At 71.4% G+C, this 15,829-nt stretch carries 20 protein-coding genes; 16 read left to right on the forward strand and 4 right to left on the reverse strand.

The features are described 5' to 3' along the window. Positions 1-43 precede the first annotated feature (43 nt). A complete protein-coding gene (locus ABTX18_RS28455; RefSeq protein ID WP_352125636.1) occupies positions 44-1,096 on the reverse strand; it encodes a LacI family DNA-binding transcriptional regulator in 1,053 nt (350 codons plus the stop codon). 24 nt (positions 1,097-1,120) lie between these two features. Then, complete coding sequence (locus tag ABTX18_RS28460; protein WP_352125637.1) at positions 1,121-1,924, reverse strand: response regulator transcription factor; 804 nt, start codon at positions 1,922-1,924, stop codon at positions 1,121-1,123. A gap of 302 nt (positions 1,925-2,226) precedes the next feature. Between ABTX18_RS28460 and ABTX18_RS28465 the strand changes: the two genes are divergently transcribed. The 8 genes from ABTX18_RS28465 (at position 2,227) to ABTX18_RS28500 (ending at position 7,863) form a co-directional block, all read left to right on the forward strand. Then, on the forward strand, positions 2,227-3,102 hold the full coding sequence (locus ABTX18_RS28465; protein WP_352125638.1) for an alpha/beta hydrolase: 876 nt from the start codon (positions 2,227-2,229) through the stop codon (positions 3,100-3,102). Between the two features lie 53 nt (positions 3,103-3,155). After that, positions 3,156-3,410, forward strand: coding sequence for a MoaD/ThiS family protein (locus tag ABTX18_RS28470; protein ID WP_352125639.1), 255 nt, complete (start codon positions 3,156-3,158; stop codon positions 3,408-3,410). 10 nt (positions 3,411-3,420) lie between these two features. After that, positions 3,421-4,695 carry a hypothetical protein gene (locus tag ABTX18_RS28475; protein WP_352125640.1) on the forward strand — a complete coding sequence of 425 codons (1,275 nt, stop codon included), beginning with the start codon at positions 3,421-3,423 and terminating at the stop codon, positions 4,693-4,695. A 146-nt stretch (positions 4,696-4,841) separates the two neighbouring features. Then, on the forward strand, positions 4,842-5,534 hold the full coding sequence (locus tag ABTX18_RS28480; RefSeq protein WP_352125641.1) for an LmeA family phospholipid-binding protein: 693 nt from the start codon (positions 4,842-4,844) through the stop codon (positions 5,532-5,534). Positions 5,535-5,767: 233 nt separating this feature from the next. Further along, the gene (locus ABTX18_RS28485; protein ID WP_351392369.1) at positions 5,768-5,875 is read left to right on the forward strand and encodes a putative leader peptide; all 108 of its coding nucleotides are present in this window, start codon (positions 5,768-5,770) and stop codon (positions 5,873-5,875) included. Between the two features lie 157 nt (positions 5,876-6,032). Next, on the forward strand, positions 6,033-6,878 hold the full coding sequence (locus ABTX18_RS28490; protein ID WP_352125642.1) for a sulfurtransferase: 846 nt from the start codon (positions 6,033-6,035) through the stop codon (positions 6,876-6,878). A gap of 50 nt (positions 6,879-6,928) precedes the next feature. Next, a complete protein-coding gene (locus tag ABTX18_RS28495; protein WP_018490348.1) occupies positions 6,929-7,216 on the forward strand; it encodes a DUF1416 domain-containing protein in 288 nt (95 codons plus the stop codon). Between the two features lie 317 nt (positions 7,217-7,533). Then, positions 7,534-7,863 carry a DUF3099 domain-containing protein gene (locus ABTX18_RS28500; RefSeq protein ID WP_352125643.1) on the forward strand — a complete coding sequence of 110 codons (330 nt, stop codon included), beginning with the start codon at positions 7,534-7,536 and terminating at the stop codon, positions 7,861-7,863. A gap of 28 nt (positions 7,864-7,891) precedes the next feature. Here ABTX18_RS28500 and ABTX18_RS28505 read toward each other — a convergent pair whose 3' ends face one another. Continuing rightward, positions 7,892-8,254 (reverse strand): DsrE family protein, encoded by a 363-nt coding sequence (locus tag ABTX18_RS28505; protein WP_352125644.1) that lies wholly within the window; start codon positions 8,252-8,254, stop codon positions 7,892-7,894. A gap of 217 nt (positions 8,255-8,471) precedes the next feature. Here ABTX18_RS28505 and ABTX18_RS28510 point away from each other — a divergent pair, with 217 nt between their 5' ends. The 6 genes from ABTX18_RS28510 (at position 8,472) to ygfZ (ending at position 13,477) form a co-directional block, all read left to right on the forward strand. After that, a complete protein-coding gene (locus tag ABTX18_RS28510) occupies positions 8,472-9,290 on the forward strand; it encodes a hypothetical protein (protein WP_352125645.1) in 819 nt (272 codons plus the stop codon). Then, positions 9,287-10,159 (forward strand): hypothetical protein, encoded by an 873-nt coding sequence (locus ABTX18_RS28515; RefSeq protein ID WP_352125646.1) that lies wholly within the window; start codon positions 9,287-9,289, stop codon positions 10,157-10,159. The genes ABTX18_RS28510 and ABTX18_RS28515 overlap by 4 nt, the downstream gene beginning before the upstream one ends. Beyond that, positions 10,156-11,088: a hypothetical protein gene (locus ABTX18_RS28520; protein ID WP_352125647.1), complete on the forward strand. Its 933-nt coding sequence runs from the start codon at positions 10,156-10,158 to the stop codon at positions 11,086-11,088. Before ABTX18_RS28515 ends, ABTX18_RS28520 begins: the two co-directional genes overlap by 4 nt. Positions 11,089-11,366: 278 nt before the next feature. After that, on the forward strand, positions 11,367-11,939 hold the full coding sequence (locus tag ABTX18_RS28525; RefSeq protein WP_352125648.1) for a heme-binding beta-barrel domain-containing protein: 573 nt from the start codon (positions 11,367-11,369) through the stop codon (positions 11,937-11,939). Positions 11,940-12,019: 80 nt separating this feature from the next. Further along, the gene (locus ABTX18_RS28530) at positions 12,020-12,484 is read left to right on the forward strand and encodes a Fur family transcriptional regulator (protein ID WP_352125649.1); all 465 of its coding nucleotides are present in this window, start codon (positions 12,020-12,022) and stop codon (positions 12,482-12,484) included. A gap of 27 nt (positions 12,485-12,511) precedes the next feature. Next, the gene (gene ygfZ / locus ABTX18_RS28535) at positions 12,512-13,477 is read left to right on the forward strand and encodes a CAF17-like 4Fe-4S cluster assembly/insertion protein YgfZ (protein WP_352125650.1); all 966 of its coding nucleotides are present in this window, start codon (positions 12,512-12,514) and stop codon (positions 13,475-13,477) included. A 95-nt stretch (positions 13,478-13,572) separates the two neighbouring features. On the opposite strand, the gene dtd is transcribed toward ygfZ, so the two are convergent. Next, on the reverse strand, positions 13,573-14,022 hold the full coding sequence (gene dtd / locus ABTX18_RS28540; protein ID WP_352125651.1) for a D-aminoacyl-tRNA deacylase: 450 nt from the start codon (positions 14,020-14,022) through the stop codon (positions 13,573-13,575). Between the two features lie 116 nt (positions 14,023-14,138). On the opposite strand from dtd, the gene ABTX18_RS28545 reads away from it, so the two are divergent. Both ABTX18_RS28545 and ABTX18_RS28550 read left to right on the forward strand, forming a co-directional pair. Beyond that, the gene (locus ABTX18_RS28545) at positions 14,139-14,765 is read left to right on the forward strand and encodes an RsiG family protein (RefSeq protein WP_352125652.1); all 627 of its coding nucleotides are present in this window, start codon (positions 14,139-14,141) and stop codon (positions 14,763-14,765) included. A gap of 76 nt (positions 14,766-14,841) precedes the next feature. Further along, on the forward strand, positions 14,842-15,825 hold the full coding sequence (locus ABTX18_RS28550) for an asparaginase (RefSeq protein WP_352125653.1): 984 nt from the start codon (positions 14,842-14,844) through the stop codon (positions 15,823-15,825). Positions 15,826-15,829: the final 4 nt, after the last annotated feature.

The following is a 15,829-nucleotide window of genomic DNA, read 5'->3' on the forward strand; positions in this document are numbered from 1 at the left end:
AACCGTGTATGCCCCATATAAAGGCCGGCCGGTCAAACAAGGCTCAGGTCAGCACCCGGGCGGCCGTCGGCGGCTCCCCGCAGCCGCACGAGCGGCGGACCACGAGTGCCGACGGGAACTGCTTCAGCCGCTCCCGCCGCGAGCCCGACACCCGCAGCGAGTCGTCCAGCACCAGGTCCACCGCGGCCCGCGCCATCGCCGGGCGGTCCGAGAACACCGTCGTCAGCGGCGGATCGGTCAGACCGGCTTCCTTCACGTCGTCGAAGCCCGCCACCGCGAGCTCCCCGGGCACATCGATCCGCAGCTCGCGCGCGGCCCGCAGCACCCCGATGGCCTGGTCGTCCGTGGTGCAGAAGATCGCCGGCGGGCGGTCGGGGCCCGCAAGGAGTTCCAGCGCCACCTGGTAGGCGTCGTAGCGGTTGTACGGGGCCTGGAAGAGCCGGCCCTCGGTCGAGCGGCCCGACTCGTGCATCGCACGCCGCCAGCCCTCGACGTGGTCGGCGACCGGGTCGCCGACCGACGGGGTCGACTCCATGCCGCCGAGGCACGCCACGTACGCGTTGCCGTGTTCCAACAGGTGACGGGTGGCGAGCTGGGCGCCGCCGACGTCGTCCGTCACGACCGCGACGTCGTCGATCGCCTCGGGCCGCTCGTGCAGCAGCACGACCCGGGCGTCCCACGCCTCCACCTCGGCCGCCGCGCGCTCGCTGGGCCCCTGGCTGACCAGGATCAGGCCGGAGACGCGCATGCCGAGGAAGGCCCGCAGATAGTGGACCTCGCGCTCGTCGCGGTAGTCGGAGTTGCCGACGAGCACCATTTTCCCGCGCTCGGCCGCGGCCTGTTCGACCGCGTGCGCCATCTCCGCGAAGAACGGCTGCCGCGCGTCCGGCACGATCATCCCTATGAGATCGGTCCGCCGCGAGGCCATCGCCTGGGCGACCCGGTCGGGCCGGTAGCCCAGCTCCTTGATCGCGGCGAGTACCCGCTCGCGCGTGGCCGGGGCGACCGGCCTGGGTCCGTTGTTGATGACGTAACTGACGACCGCGGTCGACGTCCCCGCCAGTCTCGCCACATCGTCCCGCGTCACCTTGGCCACGCGCGGCAGTCTACGCGGATGGAACTACTTCACGGCAGGCCGGACCGGGGCTTCTTCCGTGACCTCGGCTACCTCCGGCTGCTCCGAACGGGTGGGGGTTTCCGCGGCCGTCTTCGAGGCGGCGGCCTTCGCCTCCTCGGCGGCGGCGCGCTCCACCTTCTCCGGTGCGACGAAGCGGTAGCCCACGTTGCGGACGGTGCCGATGAGCGACTCGTGCTCCGGGCCGAGCTTGGCGCGCAGCCGCCGCACGTGGACGTCGACCGTCCGCGTACCGCCGAAGTAGTCGTAGCCCCAGACCTCCTGGAGCAGCTGGGCGCGGGTGAAGACCCGGCCCGGGTGCTGCGCCAGATACTTGAGCAGTTCGAATTCCTTGAAGGTCAGGTCCAGGACCCGGCCCTTGAGCTTCGCGCTGTACGTGGCCTCGTCCACCGACAGGTCGCCGTTGCGGATCTCCATCGGGGAGTCGTCGGCGGTGATCTGCTGCCGGCCGGTGGCCAGCCGCAGCCGCGCCTCGACCTCGGCGGGGCCCGCCGTGTCCAGCAGTACGTCGTCGATGCCCCAGTCCGCGGTGACGGCCGCGAGGCCGCCCTCCGTGACGACGAGTATCAGCGGACAGCCGGGTCCGGTGGACCGCAGCAGCTGACAGAGCGAACGGACCTGAGGCAGGTCGCGCCGTCCGTCGACGAGGATGACGTCGGCACCGGGGGTGTCGACGAGGGCGGGTCCTTCGGCGGGAGCCACCCGCACGTTGTGCAGCAGGAGGCCGAGGGCGGGAAGCACCTCCGTCGACGGCTGGAGGGCATTCGTCAGGAGCAGCAGTGAACTCATCGCCGTCCACCTGCCCGGTTCGTCGGTCGATGATCGTGCACGGTTGGCTCGCCCATTACGTCGGTCCTCCTCGTTCCCTGCGAGAGGGGCACTCCCGGGTCGGACCCGGGGGAGTATGCGGCACTGCTTCGTACGCTTATTCGTGCGTGGTCGTACGACGTCTCGTCATACGGGCCTTACCGGTGCGACCCCGCGCCCAGGGCCGCTGAGCTTGTCGAAACGTCGTCGTAACAACGCGCGGAAAGCACAAAAGGACCCGGGGGCTGCTTTGCCCGGATCCTCTTCCCAGCAGAATAGCCCACATGACTTCAGTGTCCGAGGGGCGATTTCCGAGTTCTTCTGTTCCCTTGATCACGCGCGGTGCGCTGCGGACCACATTGCGGGCCGGTGACGGGGTCCGTATCGAGGCGGTGTACGACCCGTGTACGGCGGATGCCGGCGCCGATGCGGAGCCGGGCGGCGCCCGGACGGCGATCGTGGTCGCGCACGGATTCACCGGTTCGGTGGACCGCCCCGCGGTGCGCCGAGCAGCAGAGGTGTTCTCGCAGCGTGCGGCCGTGATCACGTTCTCCTTCCGGGGGCACGGGCGCTCCGGCGGACGGTCCACGGTGGGCGACCGGGAGGTGCTGGATCTGGCGGCCGCGGTGGCCTGGGCGCGGTCGCTGGGACACCCGCGGATCGTTACGGCCGGCTTCTCGATGGGCGGTTCGGTGGTGCTTCGTCACGGGGCGCTGTATACGGCCCCCGGAGCGGACGGGGAGCCCGAGGGGCGCACGGAAGCGCACGAGGCGGCGCACGCGGACGCGGTGGTGTCCGTGAGTGCCCCCGCGCGCTGGTACTACCGGGGTACGGCTCCGATGCGCCGCCTGCACTGGATGGTCACCCGGCCCGCCGGACGGTTCGTCGGCCGGTACGGCTTCCGGACCCGGATCGACCGCAACGACTGGGACCCGGTCCCGCTCTCCCCCGTCGAGGCCGCCGGGCTGATCGCCCCGCGCCCGCTGTTGATCGTGCACGGCGACCGCGACCCGTACTTCCCGCTCGACCACCCGCGGATGCTCGCCCACGCCGCGGGCGGGGCCGCCGACCTGTGGCTGGAGCCCGGCATGGGCCACGCGGAGAACGCGGCCGACGAGACCTTGCTCACCCGCATCGCCGACTGGGCGATGACGCGGTGAACCATGATGGACAGCCGACGCGTGAGCTGACGCGAGACGAGAGGAGTGACGCCATGCCTGCCGGAACGATCCGCTACTGGGCAGCAGCCAAGGCCGCGGCCGGAACCGCGGAGGAGCCGTACACCGCTGCGACGCTCGAAGAAGCGCTCGACGCGGTGCGTGAACGGCACCCCGGCGAGCTGAGCCGCGTACTCCAAAGGTGTTCGTTCCTCATCGACGGTGACCCCGTCGGGACCCGGAGCCATGAGACCGTACGCCTTGCCGAGGGCGGCACGGTCGAGGTGCTCCCGCCGTTCGCAGGAGGGTGAACCGCAGAACATGAGCAGCAGCGATCAGCAGCAGTATCCGTACGGGGAAGAGCCGCCGCCGCAGTATCCGTACGGGCAGGAGCCGCAACCGCCGTACGGCGCTCCGGCGTATCCGGACCAGGGTTACGCGGATCCCTCGTACGAACAGCAGGCGCCCTACGGCGGCGAGGCGGCACCGTACGCGGCGCAGGGCGCGTACGAGCCGCAGCCCCAGCAGGCCGCCCCCTACCCGCAGTCCGGGGACGGGTGGCCCGCCGGTGACCAGGGGGTCACCCAGACCTGGGAGGGCCAGACGTGGGACACCCAGTACCAGCCGGTGATCCAGCCCGCGCGGGCCGCGCAGCCTGCGGAGCCGTTCCAGGCCCCGCCTCCTGTGCAGCCCGCCGCTGAAGAGACCGCGTACCTGGCGCCCGTGGGCGCGTCCGGCGCGTACCCGCTGCCTCCCGAGGCCCCGGTGGCCGCCCCCGCCCCCGCCCCCGCGCAGGGCGAGGACGGTTACAGCGCGCCGACCACGCTGGGCAACAGCCGCATCACCGACGCCCAGCGCGCCCGGGCCGAGGGGCGTTCGCCGATCATCGCGCCCGGGATGCAGCCCGCCGCGATCACCGCGGGGCTCGGGCTGCTGCTCGCGCTCGGCGCGGCCGTCGGGCAGTACGCCCTGGTCGTCCCGCTGGTGCTGCTCCAGGCGGTGACCGCGGCGGGCTGGTTCCGGCTCAACGGCATGTGGCCCGCCCGGCAGGGCATCGCGCTGGCCTTCGCCGGCGGTTTCGTCGCCGATGTGGCGCTGCTCGCGGCCGGCCGGGAGAACGGTCCGGCCGCGATCCTGGGCACCCTCGGCGTCTGGGTGCTGCTCACCGTCGTGCTCCAGCTGCGCAGCCGCGCCGGTGCCGACGAGCGGATGCAGGGCCTGATGGCCACGGTCGCCTCGGCCGCCCTCGCGGTCCTCGCCGCCGGTCACCTGGCGGCCGTCCCGGACGCCGTGACGGTGGGCGGGATCGCCGTAGCCGCCGCCGTGCTCGTCCGGGCGCTGCCGCTGCCCGGACCGGCCTCGGTCGTGGCGGCCCTCGTCGTCGCCGCGGGCGCCGGTGCGGTCGCGGGCGCGGTCACCGACCTGGGGGCCAAGGGCGCGCTGCTCGGCCTCGCCGCCGGTGGCTGCGCGCTGATCGGGCTGCGGGTCGCGAGCTACGACTACCCGTCGCGCTTCGTGCACCTGACCGCGGGTGTGGCCCTGCCGCTCACCGCGGCGGCCCCGGCCGTCTATCTGATCGGACGCGCGCTCACGTAACGGCGTGTGCGCGCTCGCGCAGAAACCGAAGGCGTGCGTGGCGCATGCAGAAGCCCTCCACGGGGAACCGTTGGGGGGCTTTCGCACGTCGATCATCGTGGGGCTTGTGGTGGGAATCCGGATGGATGGTGCGGGGGAGGACAGGCATGCGTGCACTGCGAATACTGCTGATCGTCGTGGTGGTTCTGGCCGGGGTGTTCATCGCCGTGGACCGCGCGGCGGTGTACTTCGCCGAATCGGAGGTGGCGGACCGGGTGGTGGTCTCCGGGACGCGGATCGGCTCCACGGACGTCTCCATCAAGGGATTCCCGTTCCTCACCCAGCTCGCCGGATCGGAATTCGACGAGGTCGACGTGAAGATCACCGGCATCGAGGCGACCGCCGGCGGGCGCACGCTCCGGATCAGCAGCATGGACGCGGAGCTGCGCCAGGTGCGGCTGACCGATGGCTTCTCCGGCGCGACCGCCGCCCGTGCCGACGGGACCGCCGTCATCTCGTACGCGGACCTGACCAAGGCCGCCTCCGACGGTGTCGTGGTCGCGTACGGCGGCAACGGCAAGGTGAAGGTGACCGGTGCGGTCACCGTTCCCCTCCTCGGACGCGTTACGCGCAGCGTCCTGTCCACCGTGACCCTCGTCGACGGCCACACCGTGCGCGTTCACGCGGACAAGGTGCCGGGCGAGGGCATCCCGGGCCTCGAGGGGCTCGTACGCGAGAAGACCGACTTCGAGCGCGAGGTCGGCAAGCTGCCGAACGGCCTGAAGCTGGAGAAGATCCAGCCGACCGCCGCCGGGCTCGAGATCTCCGTGACGGGCACCGACGTCCGCCTCGCCGGATAACTCCCCCGCGGCCGGGTAGGGCCTCCTGGGTCGCGCCATGCCCCTCGGACGCGCCGTGCCGCCACATACTGAGACGGTGAGGTCCGCTCCGCAGATGCCGGACCGGTTCCGCGGGCGGGACAGCCGCCCCGTGCCGCCCCCGGCCCCGCCCGCGTCTCACGTACCGGACGATCGTGTCTCATTATGCGACACAACGGTGACATGCCCGCCCGTACGTCCCTACGATCGGTCCCATGCAGTGCTCTATTAGCGGTCTCCGACAGCGGGGACAGGCGGATCTCACGAAGCGGCGGGCAGTGGACCTGTGCCGCGTCGCCGCCATGCTCTGTCGCACTGTCTGAGCGGGATCCGTCGGATTTCCCGCATTCCCGGCCCTTCGACCTTCGTCAGGGCCATCCCGCGTGGCACCGCGCACGCGCCGAATTCGCGCCGCGTCCATCCGGATCACCACGCACTACTCGCACCATCTCGCCGCAGACTGCCCCGGAGGAGAACAACATGAGCCGCAGTGACGTCCTGGTAGACGCCGACTGGGTCGAGGCCCACATCGACGACCCGAAGGTCGCCATCGTCGAGGTCGACGAGGACACCTCCGCGTACGAGAAGAACCACATCAAGAACGCGATCCGGATCGACTGGACCAAGGACCTCCAGGACCCGGTCCGCCGCGACTTCATCGACCAGGCCGGCTTCGAGGAGCTGCTGTCGAAGAAGGGCATCGGCAACGACACCACGGTCGTCCTGTACGGCGGCAACAACAACTGGTTCGCGTCCTACGCGTTCTGGTACTTCAAGCTCTACGGCCACCAGGACGTCCGCCTGCTCGACGGCGGCCGCAAGAAGTGGGAGCTCGACTCCCGCGACCTGGTCGACGGCGACCAGATCCCGTCCCGCCCGGCCACGCAGTACAAGGCCCAGCCGCAGGACGAGTCGATCCGCGCCTACCGCGACGACGTCGTGAAGGCCATCGGCACCCAGAACCTGGTCGACGTGCGGTCGCCCGACGAGTTCAGCGGCAAGCTGCTCGCCCCGGCCCACCTCCCGCAGGAGCAGTCGCAGCGCCCCGGCCACGTGCCGAGCGCCCGCAACATCCCGTGGTCGAAGAACGCCAACGACGACGGCACCTTCAAGTCGGACGACGAGCTCAAGGCCCTCTACGAGGCCGAGCAGGTCGACCTGGCGAAGGACACCATCGCCTACTGCCGCATCGGCGAGCGCTCCGCGCTCACCTGGTTCGTGCTGCACCAGCTGCTCGGCCAGGAGAACGTCAAGAACTACGACGGCTCGTGGACCGAGTACGGCTCCCTCGTGGGCGTGCCGATCGAGCTCGGCGCCAACAAGTAACTCCGCACCACCCGGACTGGCACGACCCCCGACGAGAAGGACAGAACACCATGTGTGGAGCAAAGGCCGGCGGCCCCGACGCTTCGACGATCAAGCCCGGCGAGACCACCATCCAGGGCAGCGTGACCCGCGACGGCGAGCCCGTCACCGGCTACGTCCGCCTGCTGGACTCGACCGGTGAGTTCACCGCCGAGGTCCCGACCTCGGCCACCGGCCAGTTCCGCTTCTACGCGGCCGAGGGCACCTGGACGCTGCGCGCCCTGGTCCCCGGCGGCAGCGCCGACCGCACGGTCGTGGCGCAGACGGGCGGCCTCTCCGAGGTGGCCATCGCCGTCTGAGCACAGCGGAATAGCTGTTGAGGAGTTGCCCGGTCTACGGTCGGGCAACTCCTTAGTGTGAGGGAACCCGCCCACTCGCAACGGACCACGCCCCTGGAGAGGTGTCACCGAGCGGAAAGCGAAAGCGGCGACCCAGCGAACCCGAAACCGTTCGGGATGCGCCCAGAGGACGCGAGTGGCTTCAACTCACACTCGCGCCTGCTGGCTAGGAACGGTTGGACGCCACCTGTCACGGGGTGCGGCCCTTCGTGCCGTCCGGGTGGGGGCCGTCTCGTCCAGGACCGGCCGGGTGGGCGGATCGGGCCTACTCTGGATTCATGTACCGCCGACGCCGGCGCGCCTACTTCGTGATGATGGGGGCCTGCCTCGTCCTCTTCGTGTCGGCCTGGGCCTTCGTGAGGCTCTGGTCGATGCCGGCCGCCATCGCGATGTGCGTGGTCGCGATGGTGATCCCGCCCGTCGCCGCGATGGTCGCCAACCGGAAGGGGCCGGAGGACCGCTGGTGGGACGACCCCGCCGCCGCGACCAGGCCCCGGACCCCGCCCCGCTCCGGCAAGGGCGGCCCCAAGGGGCCCGCCGCGCCCACCGGCGATCCGGAGTCCGACGCGTGGTGGGACGAACTCGACGGCAAGAAGCGCCGTCAGTGACCTGTGGGGACCGACGCCCCGGCTCCGGTCAGTAGACGAGGGCCTGGACGCCGTCCACCATGATCTCGCTGACGAAGACCTGCGCACCGGCGATCCGCACGCCCTTGATCACGTCCTCCTCGGTGATGTCGCGGCGCGCCGCGCACTGGGTGCAGAGGGTGATCAGCCCGCCCGCCTGAATCGACTCGATCAGGTCCGGCAGCGGTGCCGCGTGCGGGAGTTCGAACTCGGCGGCGCGCCCCGGCAGCGCGAACCACGCGGACTCCCCGGTCAGCCAGAGCGAGACCTCCACGCCGCTCGCGACGGCGACCGCCGCGACGGTGAAGGCCTGGGAGCAGCGCTCGGCGGAGTCGGCGCCTGCGGTCACCTTGATCACGAGCTTCTTCGGCATATGCCGAACTGTAATCCCCGGCCGCACAACCTCGTTGGTGGCTGGCGGGTCAGTGGGGTGCGCAGATAACGGAATCTGCGCCTCAGGTCTCGTGGGGGGACCCATTTTGAACCCGAAAGACACTCTTCCTGACGGGCCGGCCGAGCCGCCCGTGCAGGTCGAGGCAGCGGATCAGGTGGTTCCGGAAGCAGTTTCTCCGGAAGCGCCCGCACCCGTAATGCCTCTGGTGGCAGCGTCTGTCGAGGAGCCGCAGCTGCCGCAGTCGCAGCCGGACCAGCCGCTGGTCGTCGTCGCGCCCGCGAAGCGGCGTCCGCGCGGCCGTACGACGCTGATCATCGCCGCCGCCGCGGTCCTGGGCATCGCCGCCGGTACCGCCGTCGGCTACGGCGTACAGGCCGAGCGCGCCCCGACGCCGCTGACCGCGCTCTCGCAGCCGGGTCTCGGGTACCCGGCGAAGGCGCTGCCCGCCGACCAGGTACCGGACCCGCTGCCGGCCTCGCAGGACCGCCAGGTCCGTACGGACGGCGATCTGCGCAAGCTGCTCATCCCGAAGCCGGCCGGCTGGAGCGAGAACAAGGACGAGCTGTTCGTCCAGGACGGCTGGATGGGGGTGCAGAACTACGCCCTGGACTTCGAGGACGAGGGCTACATGTTCGGCCGGCTGCTGGAGAACGACATCCGCCGGGTCGCGGCCGCCGCCTGGAAGAAGGGTGCGCACCGCACAGCCAACGTCTGGCTCGTGCAGTTCCGCTCCGGCGCAACCACGGGAGCCGCCGATCACGCCGCCGACCAGCGCGCGTACATGCCCGACGAGAAGCACGGTGCGGGCAACGAGGGCGACGCGATCAAGGGCAGCCTCGAAGGCCGCTATTACGTGTACAAGGCCCAGGAGGAGGCCGGGTACCTGCCGCTCTACCGGGCCAGGGCTGTGTTCGAACGCGGGGATGTCATGGCCGAGATCAACATGTTCGACACCGAACCGATCAGCAAGAAGGACATCCGGACGCTGGCCGAGCGACAGTTGGAGCGCCTGTGAACAACGACGGAGTCAACGCTCCCGCCCCGCCGCCCGCACCCCCGTCCGAGCCGACGCCCGCGCCGGCGTCCGGGCCTGCCCCGGGCCTCCTGCCCGTTCCGGACCCCGCCCCCGCCCCCGTCCGTGCCGGGAAGGGCAGGGCCCGCCGGGTGATCCTCGCGTCGGTGCCCGTCGTCCTGGTGCTCGCCGCTGTCGCCGGCGCGGCCGCGTACACGAAGGTCACCGTCGACGGCGCCGACCGCACGGTCGGGACCCGCCTCTGGCGCAACCCCTCGCAGGGGCCGGGCAAGGACCCGGCCGGTGACGTTTCCCGGGGACGGGCCTCCACCGAGCTGAGCAAGCTGCTCCTGCCGGTGCCCCGCGGCTACCGGCTCGGCCCGGATTCCGGGGCGCAGGGCAACGACAGCGAGCTCAGCGGCCGCGTGGCCGCCGCCGAGATGAAGGACGGCAGCCGCGGTCTGGCGGGCAAGCAGCGACGGGAGTTCGAGAAGAGGGTCGACAAGCTGCGGGTGCGGGGCCTGGCCATCCGCACGTACACCTCGGACGCGAACGACCTGATCGTCGAGACCCAGCTGGTGCGGATGGACAAGAAGGCCGTCCGGGACCTCTACGGGTTCAAGGCGGAGCTCTTCGACGCCATCGGCGTGTTCCGCGACGGGCCGGCGATCGGCGGCCACAAGAAGAACGCGAAGTGCGTCCTGCCCCCCAAGGGCAAGCTGAAGGTCGAAAGCATGTACTGCACGGCGTACGACGGCGACGTGATGCTCAGCTTCTCGGCGTCCGGGACCAAGCCCTTGGACAAGTCGGCCGTCGCCGAACTGGTGAAGGACCAGCTCGACCACATCAAGTCCCCGGGAGAGTACGTATGACCGAGCAGACGGCCGCGCCGGCCGCCGAACCCGTCCCGGCCGTCTCCGAGCCCGAACCGGTTGCCGAGCCCGCGCCGGAGCCCGCCGACGCCACCGCCGTAACGGCTCCCGCCCCGCCCGCCGCGCTCCCGCCCATGCCGCTCCTGCCCCCGCCGCCCGCCGCGCCCCGGCCGCCGCGCCGGGTGCTGCGGGCCGTGGCCCGGTGGACCGTCGCGGTCCTGGTGCTCGGCGGGTTCGGCGCCGGTACGGCATACGCCATAACCTCGGCGGAGCGCACGGACGTGCCGGGCCTGGCCACCGAGAGCGACGGGCGCTGGGACTATCCCCGGCTGAGCCTGCCCGCCCTCCCGTCCGGCGCGCCCCGCCCCTTCAGCGAGGGCAACACCGCCGAGGTCCACCACGCCGACCTGCGCAAGCTGCTGCTTCCGGCCCCGGCCGGAGCAACGCCGGACAAGAAACTGACGGGCGGGTGGATCAGTACGGAGCAGTTCGTCTCCGTGTACGAGGAGAGCTCGCGCGCCGACGTGGCGCAGCAGCTCAAGGAGTCCGCCGTCCGGCACATCGCGGCGCGCGGCTGGACCATGCCGGACGGCACGACGAGCCGGGTCTACCTGCTCCGGTTCAACTCGACGGCCTTCGCGGAGGCGTTCCGCGACGCCCGTTACATCGGCTCCACGGCAGGGGACCCGCTGCCCGGCGCCGAGAGCATGGACCTGGACGAGACCTGGCAGGGTGGCGGGGTGGTGGACAACACCGTCTCGTACGTGTTCAGCGAGCCGAAGCCCTACGGCGCGGCGCAGGTCCGTCAGGCGTATCTGGTCGCGGGCGACACCGTCGCCCTCGTCGTCCAGTCCCGCAAGGGCGGCGGGGGGACGCCCCGCATCCCCTTCCACCAGACCGTGATCCTGCAGAACCAGCTGTTGGGCTGAGCCGCCCCGGGGCAAGCCCCGGACCGGCGGGCCGGGCCCCCACCCATTAGGCTGGGGCCCGGCCCTGTACTGCCGCCATACCGCTCGTTCAAGGAGCCCCCGTGCTTGAGGCATTCTTCTCCGCCCTGCTGATCCTGGTCTGCGTCGGCGTTCTCGCCTTCGCCGGGCTGACCGTGAAGAAGCTGTACCAGGGCCAGCGCTAGTCCTTCCGGCCCCTTCCGGACCGGCGCCCCTGCCTCCGCCCCCGCCTTCCGCCTCACAGATCGATTGAGCCGTTCATGATCGAGATCCCGTCCGACCTCCACCCGGACCTCGTCCCGCTGGCCTTCCTGCTGGGCAACTGGGCGGGCGCGGGTGTGTCCGACTTCCCCGGTGCCGAGAAGTGCAACTTCGGCCAGGAGGTGTCCTTCAGCCACGACGGCCGGGACTTCCTGGAGTACGTCTCGCACTCCTGGGTCCTCGACGGCGAGGGCAACAAGGTCAGGCCGCTGGAGTCCGAGTCCGGCTACTGGCGCATCGACAAGGACCGCAAGGTCGAGGTCGTCATGGTCCGCGACCAGGGCGTCATCGAGATCTGGTACGGCGAGCTGGCCGACAAGAAGCCGCAGATCGACCTGGTCACCGACGCGGTGGCCCGGACCGCGGCCTCCGGCCCGTACAACGGTGGCAAGCGGCTCTACGGCTATGTGAAGAGCGACCTCATGTGGGTGGGCGAGAAGGCCACGCCCGAGGTCGAGCTGCGGCCGTACATGTCGGCGCACCTGAAGAAGGTCGTCACCCCGGAGGACGTCGCCGCGATGGCGAAGAGCCTCGGCGACCTGCCGGACGACGGCATCGCCTTCTTCAAGTAGTCCCCGCCCGGCCACGGACTCCAGGGCTCTTTCCGGCGGACAGCCGGGCGCCGGGCCCGCCCGGACCTACACTGGGGCCTGTGGTGAGCACCGACTGGAAGACCGATCTTCGGCAGCGCGGCTACCGGCTGACGCCGCAGCGGCAGCTTGTCCTGGAGGCCGTCGACACGCTGGAACACGCGACGCCCGACGACATCCTGTCCGAGGTGCGGCGGACCGCGTCCGGCGTGAACATCTCCACCGTGTACCGGACGCTCGAGCTCCTGGAGGAGCTCGAGCTGGTCAGCCACGCCCATCTGGGCCACGGCGCTCCGACGTACCACCTGGCCGACCGTCACCACCACATCCACCTGGTCTGCCGGGACTGTACGAACGTCATCGAGGCCGATGTCGACGTCGTCGCCGAGTTCACCGAGAAGCTGCGCGGCACGTTCGGCTTCGAGACGGACATGAAGCACTTCGCGATCTTCGGCCGCTGCGCCGACTGCACGGCGAAGGCGGCCGGTGCCGCCGAAGCCTCCCAGGAGCCGGCGCCCGGTTCGTAACGCGGAGCCGGGTCGTACGCTGGTCGCATGAAGAGCCCCCTGCTGTCCCTGCCCGGCGCCGTCCCCGCCGAGGGGCGCGACGAAGGCGTCGCCGCGCACTACGGCGATCTGTTCCGCGAGCAGCGCGCCCTCGCCGACGGTTCCGGTCTTGTCGACCTCTCGCACCGCGGGGTCGTGACCGTCACCGGGAGCGACCGGCTGACCTGGCTGCACCTCCTGCTCACCCAGCACGTCAGCGACCTCGCCCCCGGCCAGGCCACCGAGGCCCTGGTCCTCACCGCGAACGGGCACATCGAGCACGCCTTGTATCTCGTCGACGACGGCGAGACCGTGTGGATGCACGTCGAGCCGGGCACCCAGGGCGAGTTGATCGCCTATCTGGAGTCGATGAAGTTCTTCTACCGCGTCGAGGTCGCCGACCGCACCGAGGACATCGCGGTGGTGTACCTGCCGGCCGGTTCCATCGCCGAGGTCCCGGAAGGTGCCGCTGTACGGGAGACGCCGTACGGACGCGATCTGTTCCTGCCCCGCGAGAGCCTCGAGGCGTACGCGAAGGAGCACGGCCCGGTCGCCGGCGTGCTGGCGTACGAGGCGCTGCGCGTCGAGGGCCACCGTCCGCGGCTCGGGTTCGAGACCGACCACCGCACCATTCCGCACGAGCTGGGCTGGATCGGCTCGGCCGTCCACCTCCAGAAGGGCTGCTACCGGGGCCAGGAGACGGTCGCCCGGGTGCAGAACCTCGGCAAGCCGCCGCGGCGCCTGGTCTTCCTGCACCTGGACGGCAGCGAGGTGCTCCTGCCGGGGCACGGCACGCCGGTGCGGCTCGCCGCGGACGGGGCCGAGGGCCGTCAGCTCGGCTTCATCACCAGTTCCGCCCGCCACCACGAGCTGGGGCCGATCGCCCTGGCCCTGGTGAAGCGGAACGTGGCCGTGGATGCGGAGCTGCTGGCGGGGGACACGGCGGCGGCGCAGGAGACGGTCGTCGAGCCGTAGGACGGTCCCGTACGCCGAGCCGTAGGACGGTCCCGTACGCCGAGCCGTAAACCGCCGCCCCGTACCGCCGAGCCGGGAAAGCCCCGTACCGGCGCTCAGACCTCGACGATGATGGTGAACGGGCCGTGGTTCGTGAGCGAGACGCGCATGTCCGCCCCGAACCGGCCCGTCTCCACGTGCGCGCCCAGCGCCCGCAACTGCGCCACGACCTCGTCGACCAGCGGTTCGGCGACCTCGCCGGGTGCGGCGGCGTTCCACGTGGGGCGGCGGCCCTTGCGGGCGTCCCCGTAGAGGGTGAACTGGGAAATCACCAGAAGTGGTGCATTCACGTCGGAGCAGGACTTCTCGCCCTCCAGGATGCGCACCGACCAGAGCTTGCGGGCGAGCTGGGCCGCCTTCTCCGGGGTGTCGCCGTGGGTGACTCCCACCAGCACACACAGCCCCTCGCCGACGATTTCGCCGACGACCGCCGGACCGCCGCCCCCGTCCCCGGCGTCGGCCACCGTGACGCTCGCACCATCCACCCTCTGTACCACTGCACGCATACAGACCAACCTATCTTGGGCTGAACGGGTACAGAGCAACTCCACAGGGCCCCTCGGAGTGGCACGATGCACGGGAGGCGGTGTGCCGACGCACCGGTCGAGGGGATGGACACAGCATGAGCATGCATGGAACCGGGCAATCCCCGGGCACGGTGCCGGTCGCGCGCCCCGGTGTCGACGGCAAGGCCAGTACGAGTGCGAGCACCATGCGCCCACCCGTGCAGCGGACCGGGCACGGCTCCGAGGACGGCCCCGCGGGCTCGACGCCGGCCGAACTGGGCGCACTGCGACTGCCGGAGCTGCGCGGGCTGCGGCGGGACTCGCAGCGTGACGAGGCGGACCTCAGCTATGTGCGGCGGCTCGTCCAGGGGCGGATCGACATCCTGCGGGCCGAGCTGGCGCGGCGGCGGGACCCGGAGTCGCCGGTGGTGGACCGGCTGTCGGAGATCCTCGCGGACACCCCGTCCCTGCACCGCTCCTCCGCGCGGCACGTCACGCTGAGCACCCCGCGCAGCGACGAGTACCGGAAGCTGGCGGCGGAGACGCTCGCCGAGGTCGAGCTCTCCGACCTCGACGCCCGGACGGACGAAGAGCTGCACACCGCGATGGGACGCCTGGTCCGCTACGAACAGCAGGTCTCCCGGCGCCGCTCCCGGCTCCAGCGGACCGCCGACGATTGCAGTGCGGAGATCGCCCGCAGGTACCGTGACGGGGAAGCACAAGTAGACGACCTGCTCGCCTGAAGCGATCCTTCCGGGGGCGGGTCCCGCCCGGCCCCGGAAGGCGGGGGCGGGTGCCGCCCGACCCCGGAAGGCCACCATGACCTCCAGCGCAGCCGCGTCCTCCATATCCGACTCTGTTCCTGGCCTTCCGGTGCTGGCCGAGGTCGTCCGGTCGGGATTCGTCGAGGGGCACCATCGTGGCTCCCTGGTCGTCCTGGCCGCGGACGGCAGCGTGGAGATGTCACTGGGTGATCCGTCGGCCCCGGTCTTCCCGCGCTCCTCCAACAAGCCGATGCAGGCCGCCGCGGTGCTGCGGGCCGGTCTCGACCTGTCGGGGGAACGGCTGGCGCTGGCGGCCGCGAGCCACTCCGGCGAGGGCTTCCACCTCGATCTCGTACGCAAGATGCTCACCGAGCACGGTCTGACGCCCGACGACCTGCAGACCCCGGCCGATCTGCCGCTGGACCCGGTGGAGGCGGAGACGTATCTCGCCGCCGGTCACGTGCGGGAGCGGCTCACTATGAACTGCTCCGGCAAGCATGCGGCGATGCTCGCGGCCTGCCTCCACAACGGCTGGGACACGGGCACCTACCTCGACCCGGCGCACCCGCTGCAGCAGCTGGTCCACCGGGTCGTCGAGGAGGCGGCGGGCGAGCCGGTCGCCGCGGTCGGTACGGACGGCTGCGGGGCGCCGCTGATGGCGCTGTCCCTGGTGGGCCTCGCGCGGGCGTTCCGTACGTTCGTCACGGCGGAGCAGGACACCGCCGAGCGCCGGGTGGCGGACGCGATGCGCGCCCACCCCGAGTACGTGGCCGGGACCCGGCGGCCGGACACCTGGCTGATGCGGGAGGTGCCGGGGACGCTGTCCAAGATGGGCGCGGAGGCGGTCCAGGCGGTGGCGCTGGCGGACGGCCGGGCGCTGGCCTTCAAGATCGACGACGGTTCGACCCGGGCGCTCGGCCCGGTGCTGGCCCGCGCGCTGGGCCTGCTCAACGTGGACGCCCCGGTGGTGTCGCGGATCGGCCGGGCGCCGCTGCTGGGCGGCAGCGCGGAGGTCGGGGAGATCCGGGCGGCGTTCTGAGCTC

The sequence above is a fragment of the Streptomyces sp. NPDC096323 genome (assembly GCF_040302845.1).
In the GTDB taxonomy this organism is placed as follows: domain Bacteria; phylum Actinomycetota; class Actinomycetes; order Streptomycetales; family Streptomycetaceae; genus Streptomyces.

Bases quoted from the DNA above. Each gene is read 5' to 3' on its own strand.
- ABTX18_RS28460 (WP_352125637.1), bottom strand. From the start codon at position 1,924: ATGAGTTCACTGCTGCTCCTGACGAATGCCCTCCAGCCGTCGACGGAG.
- ABTX18_RS28465 (WP_352125638.1), top strand. From the start codon at position 2,227: ATGACTTCAGTGTCCGAGGGGCGATTTCCGAGTTCTTCTGTTCCCTTG.
- ABTX18_RS28470 (WP_352125639.1), top strand. From the start codon at position 3,156: ATGCCTGCCGGAACGATCCGCTACTGGGCAGCAGCCAAGGCCGCGGCC.
- ABTX18_RS28475 (WP_352125640.1), top strand. From the start codon at position 3,421: ATGAGCAGCAGCGATCAGCAGCAGTATCCGTACGGGGAAGAGCCGCCG.
- ABTX18_RS28480 (WP_352125641.1), top strand. From the start codon at position 4,842: ATGCGTGCACTGCGAATACTGCTGATCGTCGTGGTGGTTCTGGCCGGG.
- ABTX18_RS28485 (WP_351392369.1), top strand. From the start codon at position 5,768: ATGCAGTGCTCTATTAGCGGTCTCCGACAGCGGGGACAGGCGGATCTC.
- ABTX18_RS28490 (WP_352125642.1), top strand. From the start codon at position 6,033: ATGAGCCGCAGTGACGTCCTGGTAGACGCCGACTGGGTCGAGGCCCAC.
- ABTX18_RS28495 (WP_018490348.1), top strand. From the start codon at position 6,929: ATGTGTGGAGCAAAGGCCGGCGGCCCCGACGCTTCGACGATCAAGCCC.
- ABTX18_RS28500 (WP_352125643.1), top strand. From the start codon at position 7,534: ATGTACCGCCGACGCCGGCGCGCCTACTTCGTGATGATGGGGGCCTGC.
- ABTX18_RS28505 (WP_352125644.1), bottom strand. From the start codon at position 8,254: ATGCCGAAGAAGCTCGTGATCAAGGTGACCGCAGGCGCCGACTCCGCC.
- ABTX18_RS28510 (WP_352125645.1), top strand. From the start codon at position 8,472: ATGCCTCTGGTGGCAGCGTCTGTCGAGGAGCCGCAGCTGCCGCAGTCG.
- ABTX18_RS28520 (WP_352125647.1), top strand. From the start codon at position 10,156: ATGACCGAGCAGACGGCCGCGCCGGCCGCCGAACCCGTCCCGGCCGTC.
- ABTX18_RS28525 (WP_352125648.1), top strand. From the start codon at position 11,367: ATGATCGAGATCCCGTCCGACCTCCACCCGGACCTCGTCCCGCTGGCC.
- ygfZ (WP_352125650.1), top strand. From the start codon at position 12,512: ATGAAGAGCCCCCTGCTGTCCCTGCCCGGCGCCGTCCCCGCCGAGGGG.
- dtd (WP_352125651.1), bottom strand. From the start codon at position 14,022: ATGCGTGCAGTGGTACAGAGGGTGGATGGTGCGAGCGTCACGGTGGCC.
- ABTX18_RS28545 (WP_352125652.1), top strand. From the start codon at position 14,139: ATGAGCATGCATGGAACCGGGCAATCCCCGGGCACGGTGCCGGTCGCG.
- ABTX18_RS28550 (WP_352125653.1), top strand. From the start codon at position 14,842: ATGACCTCCAGCGCAGCCGCGTCCTCCATATCCGACTCTGTTCCTGGC.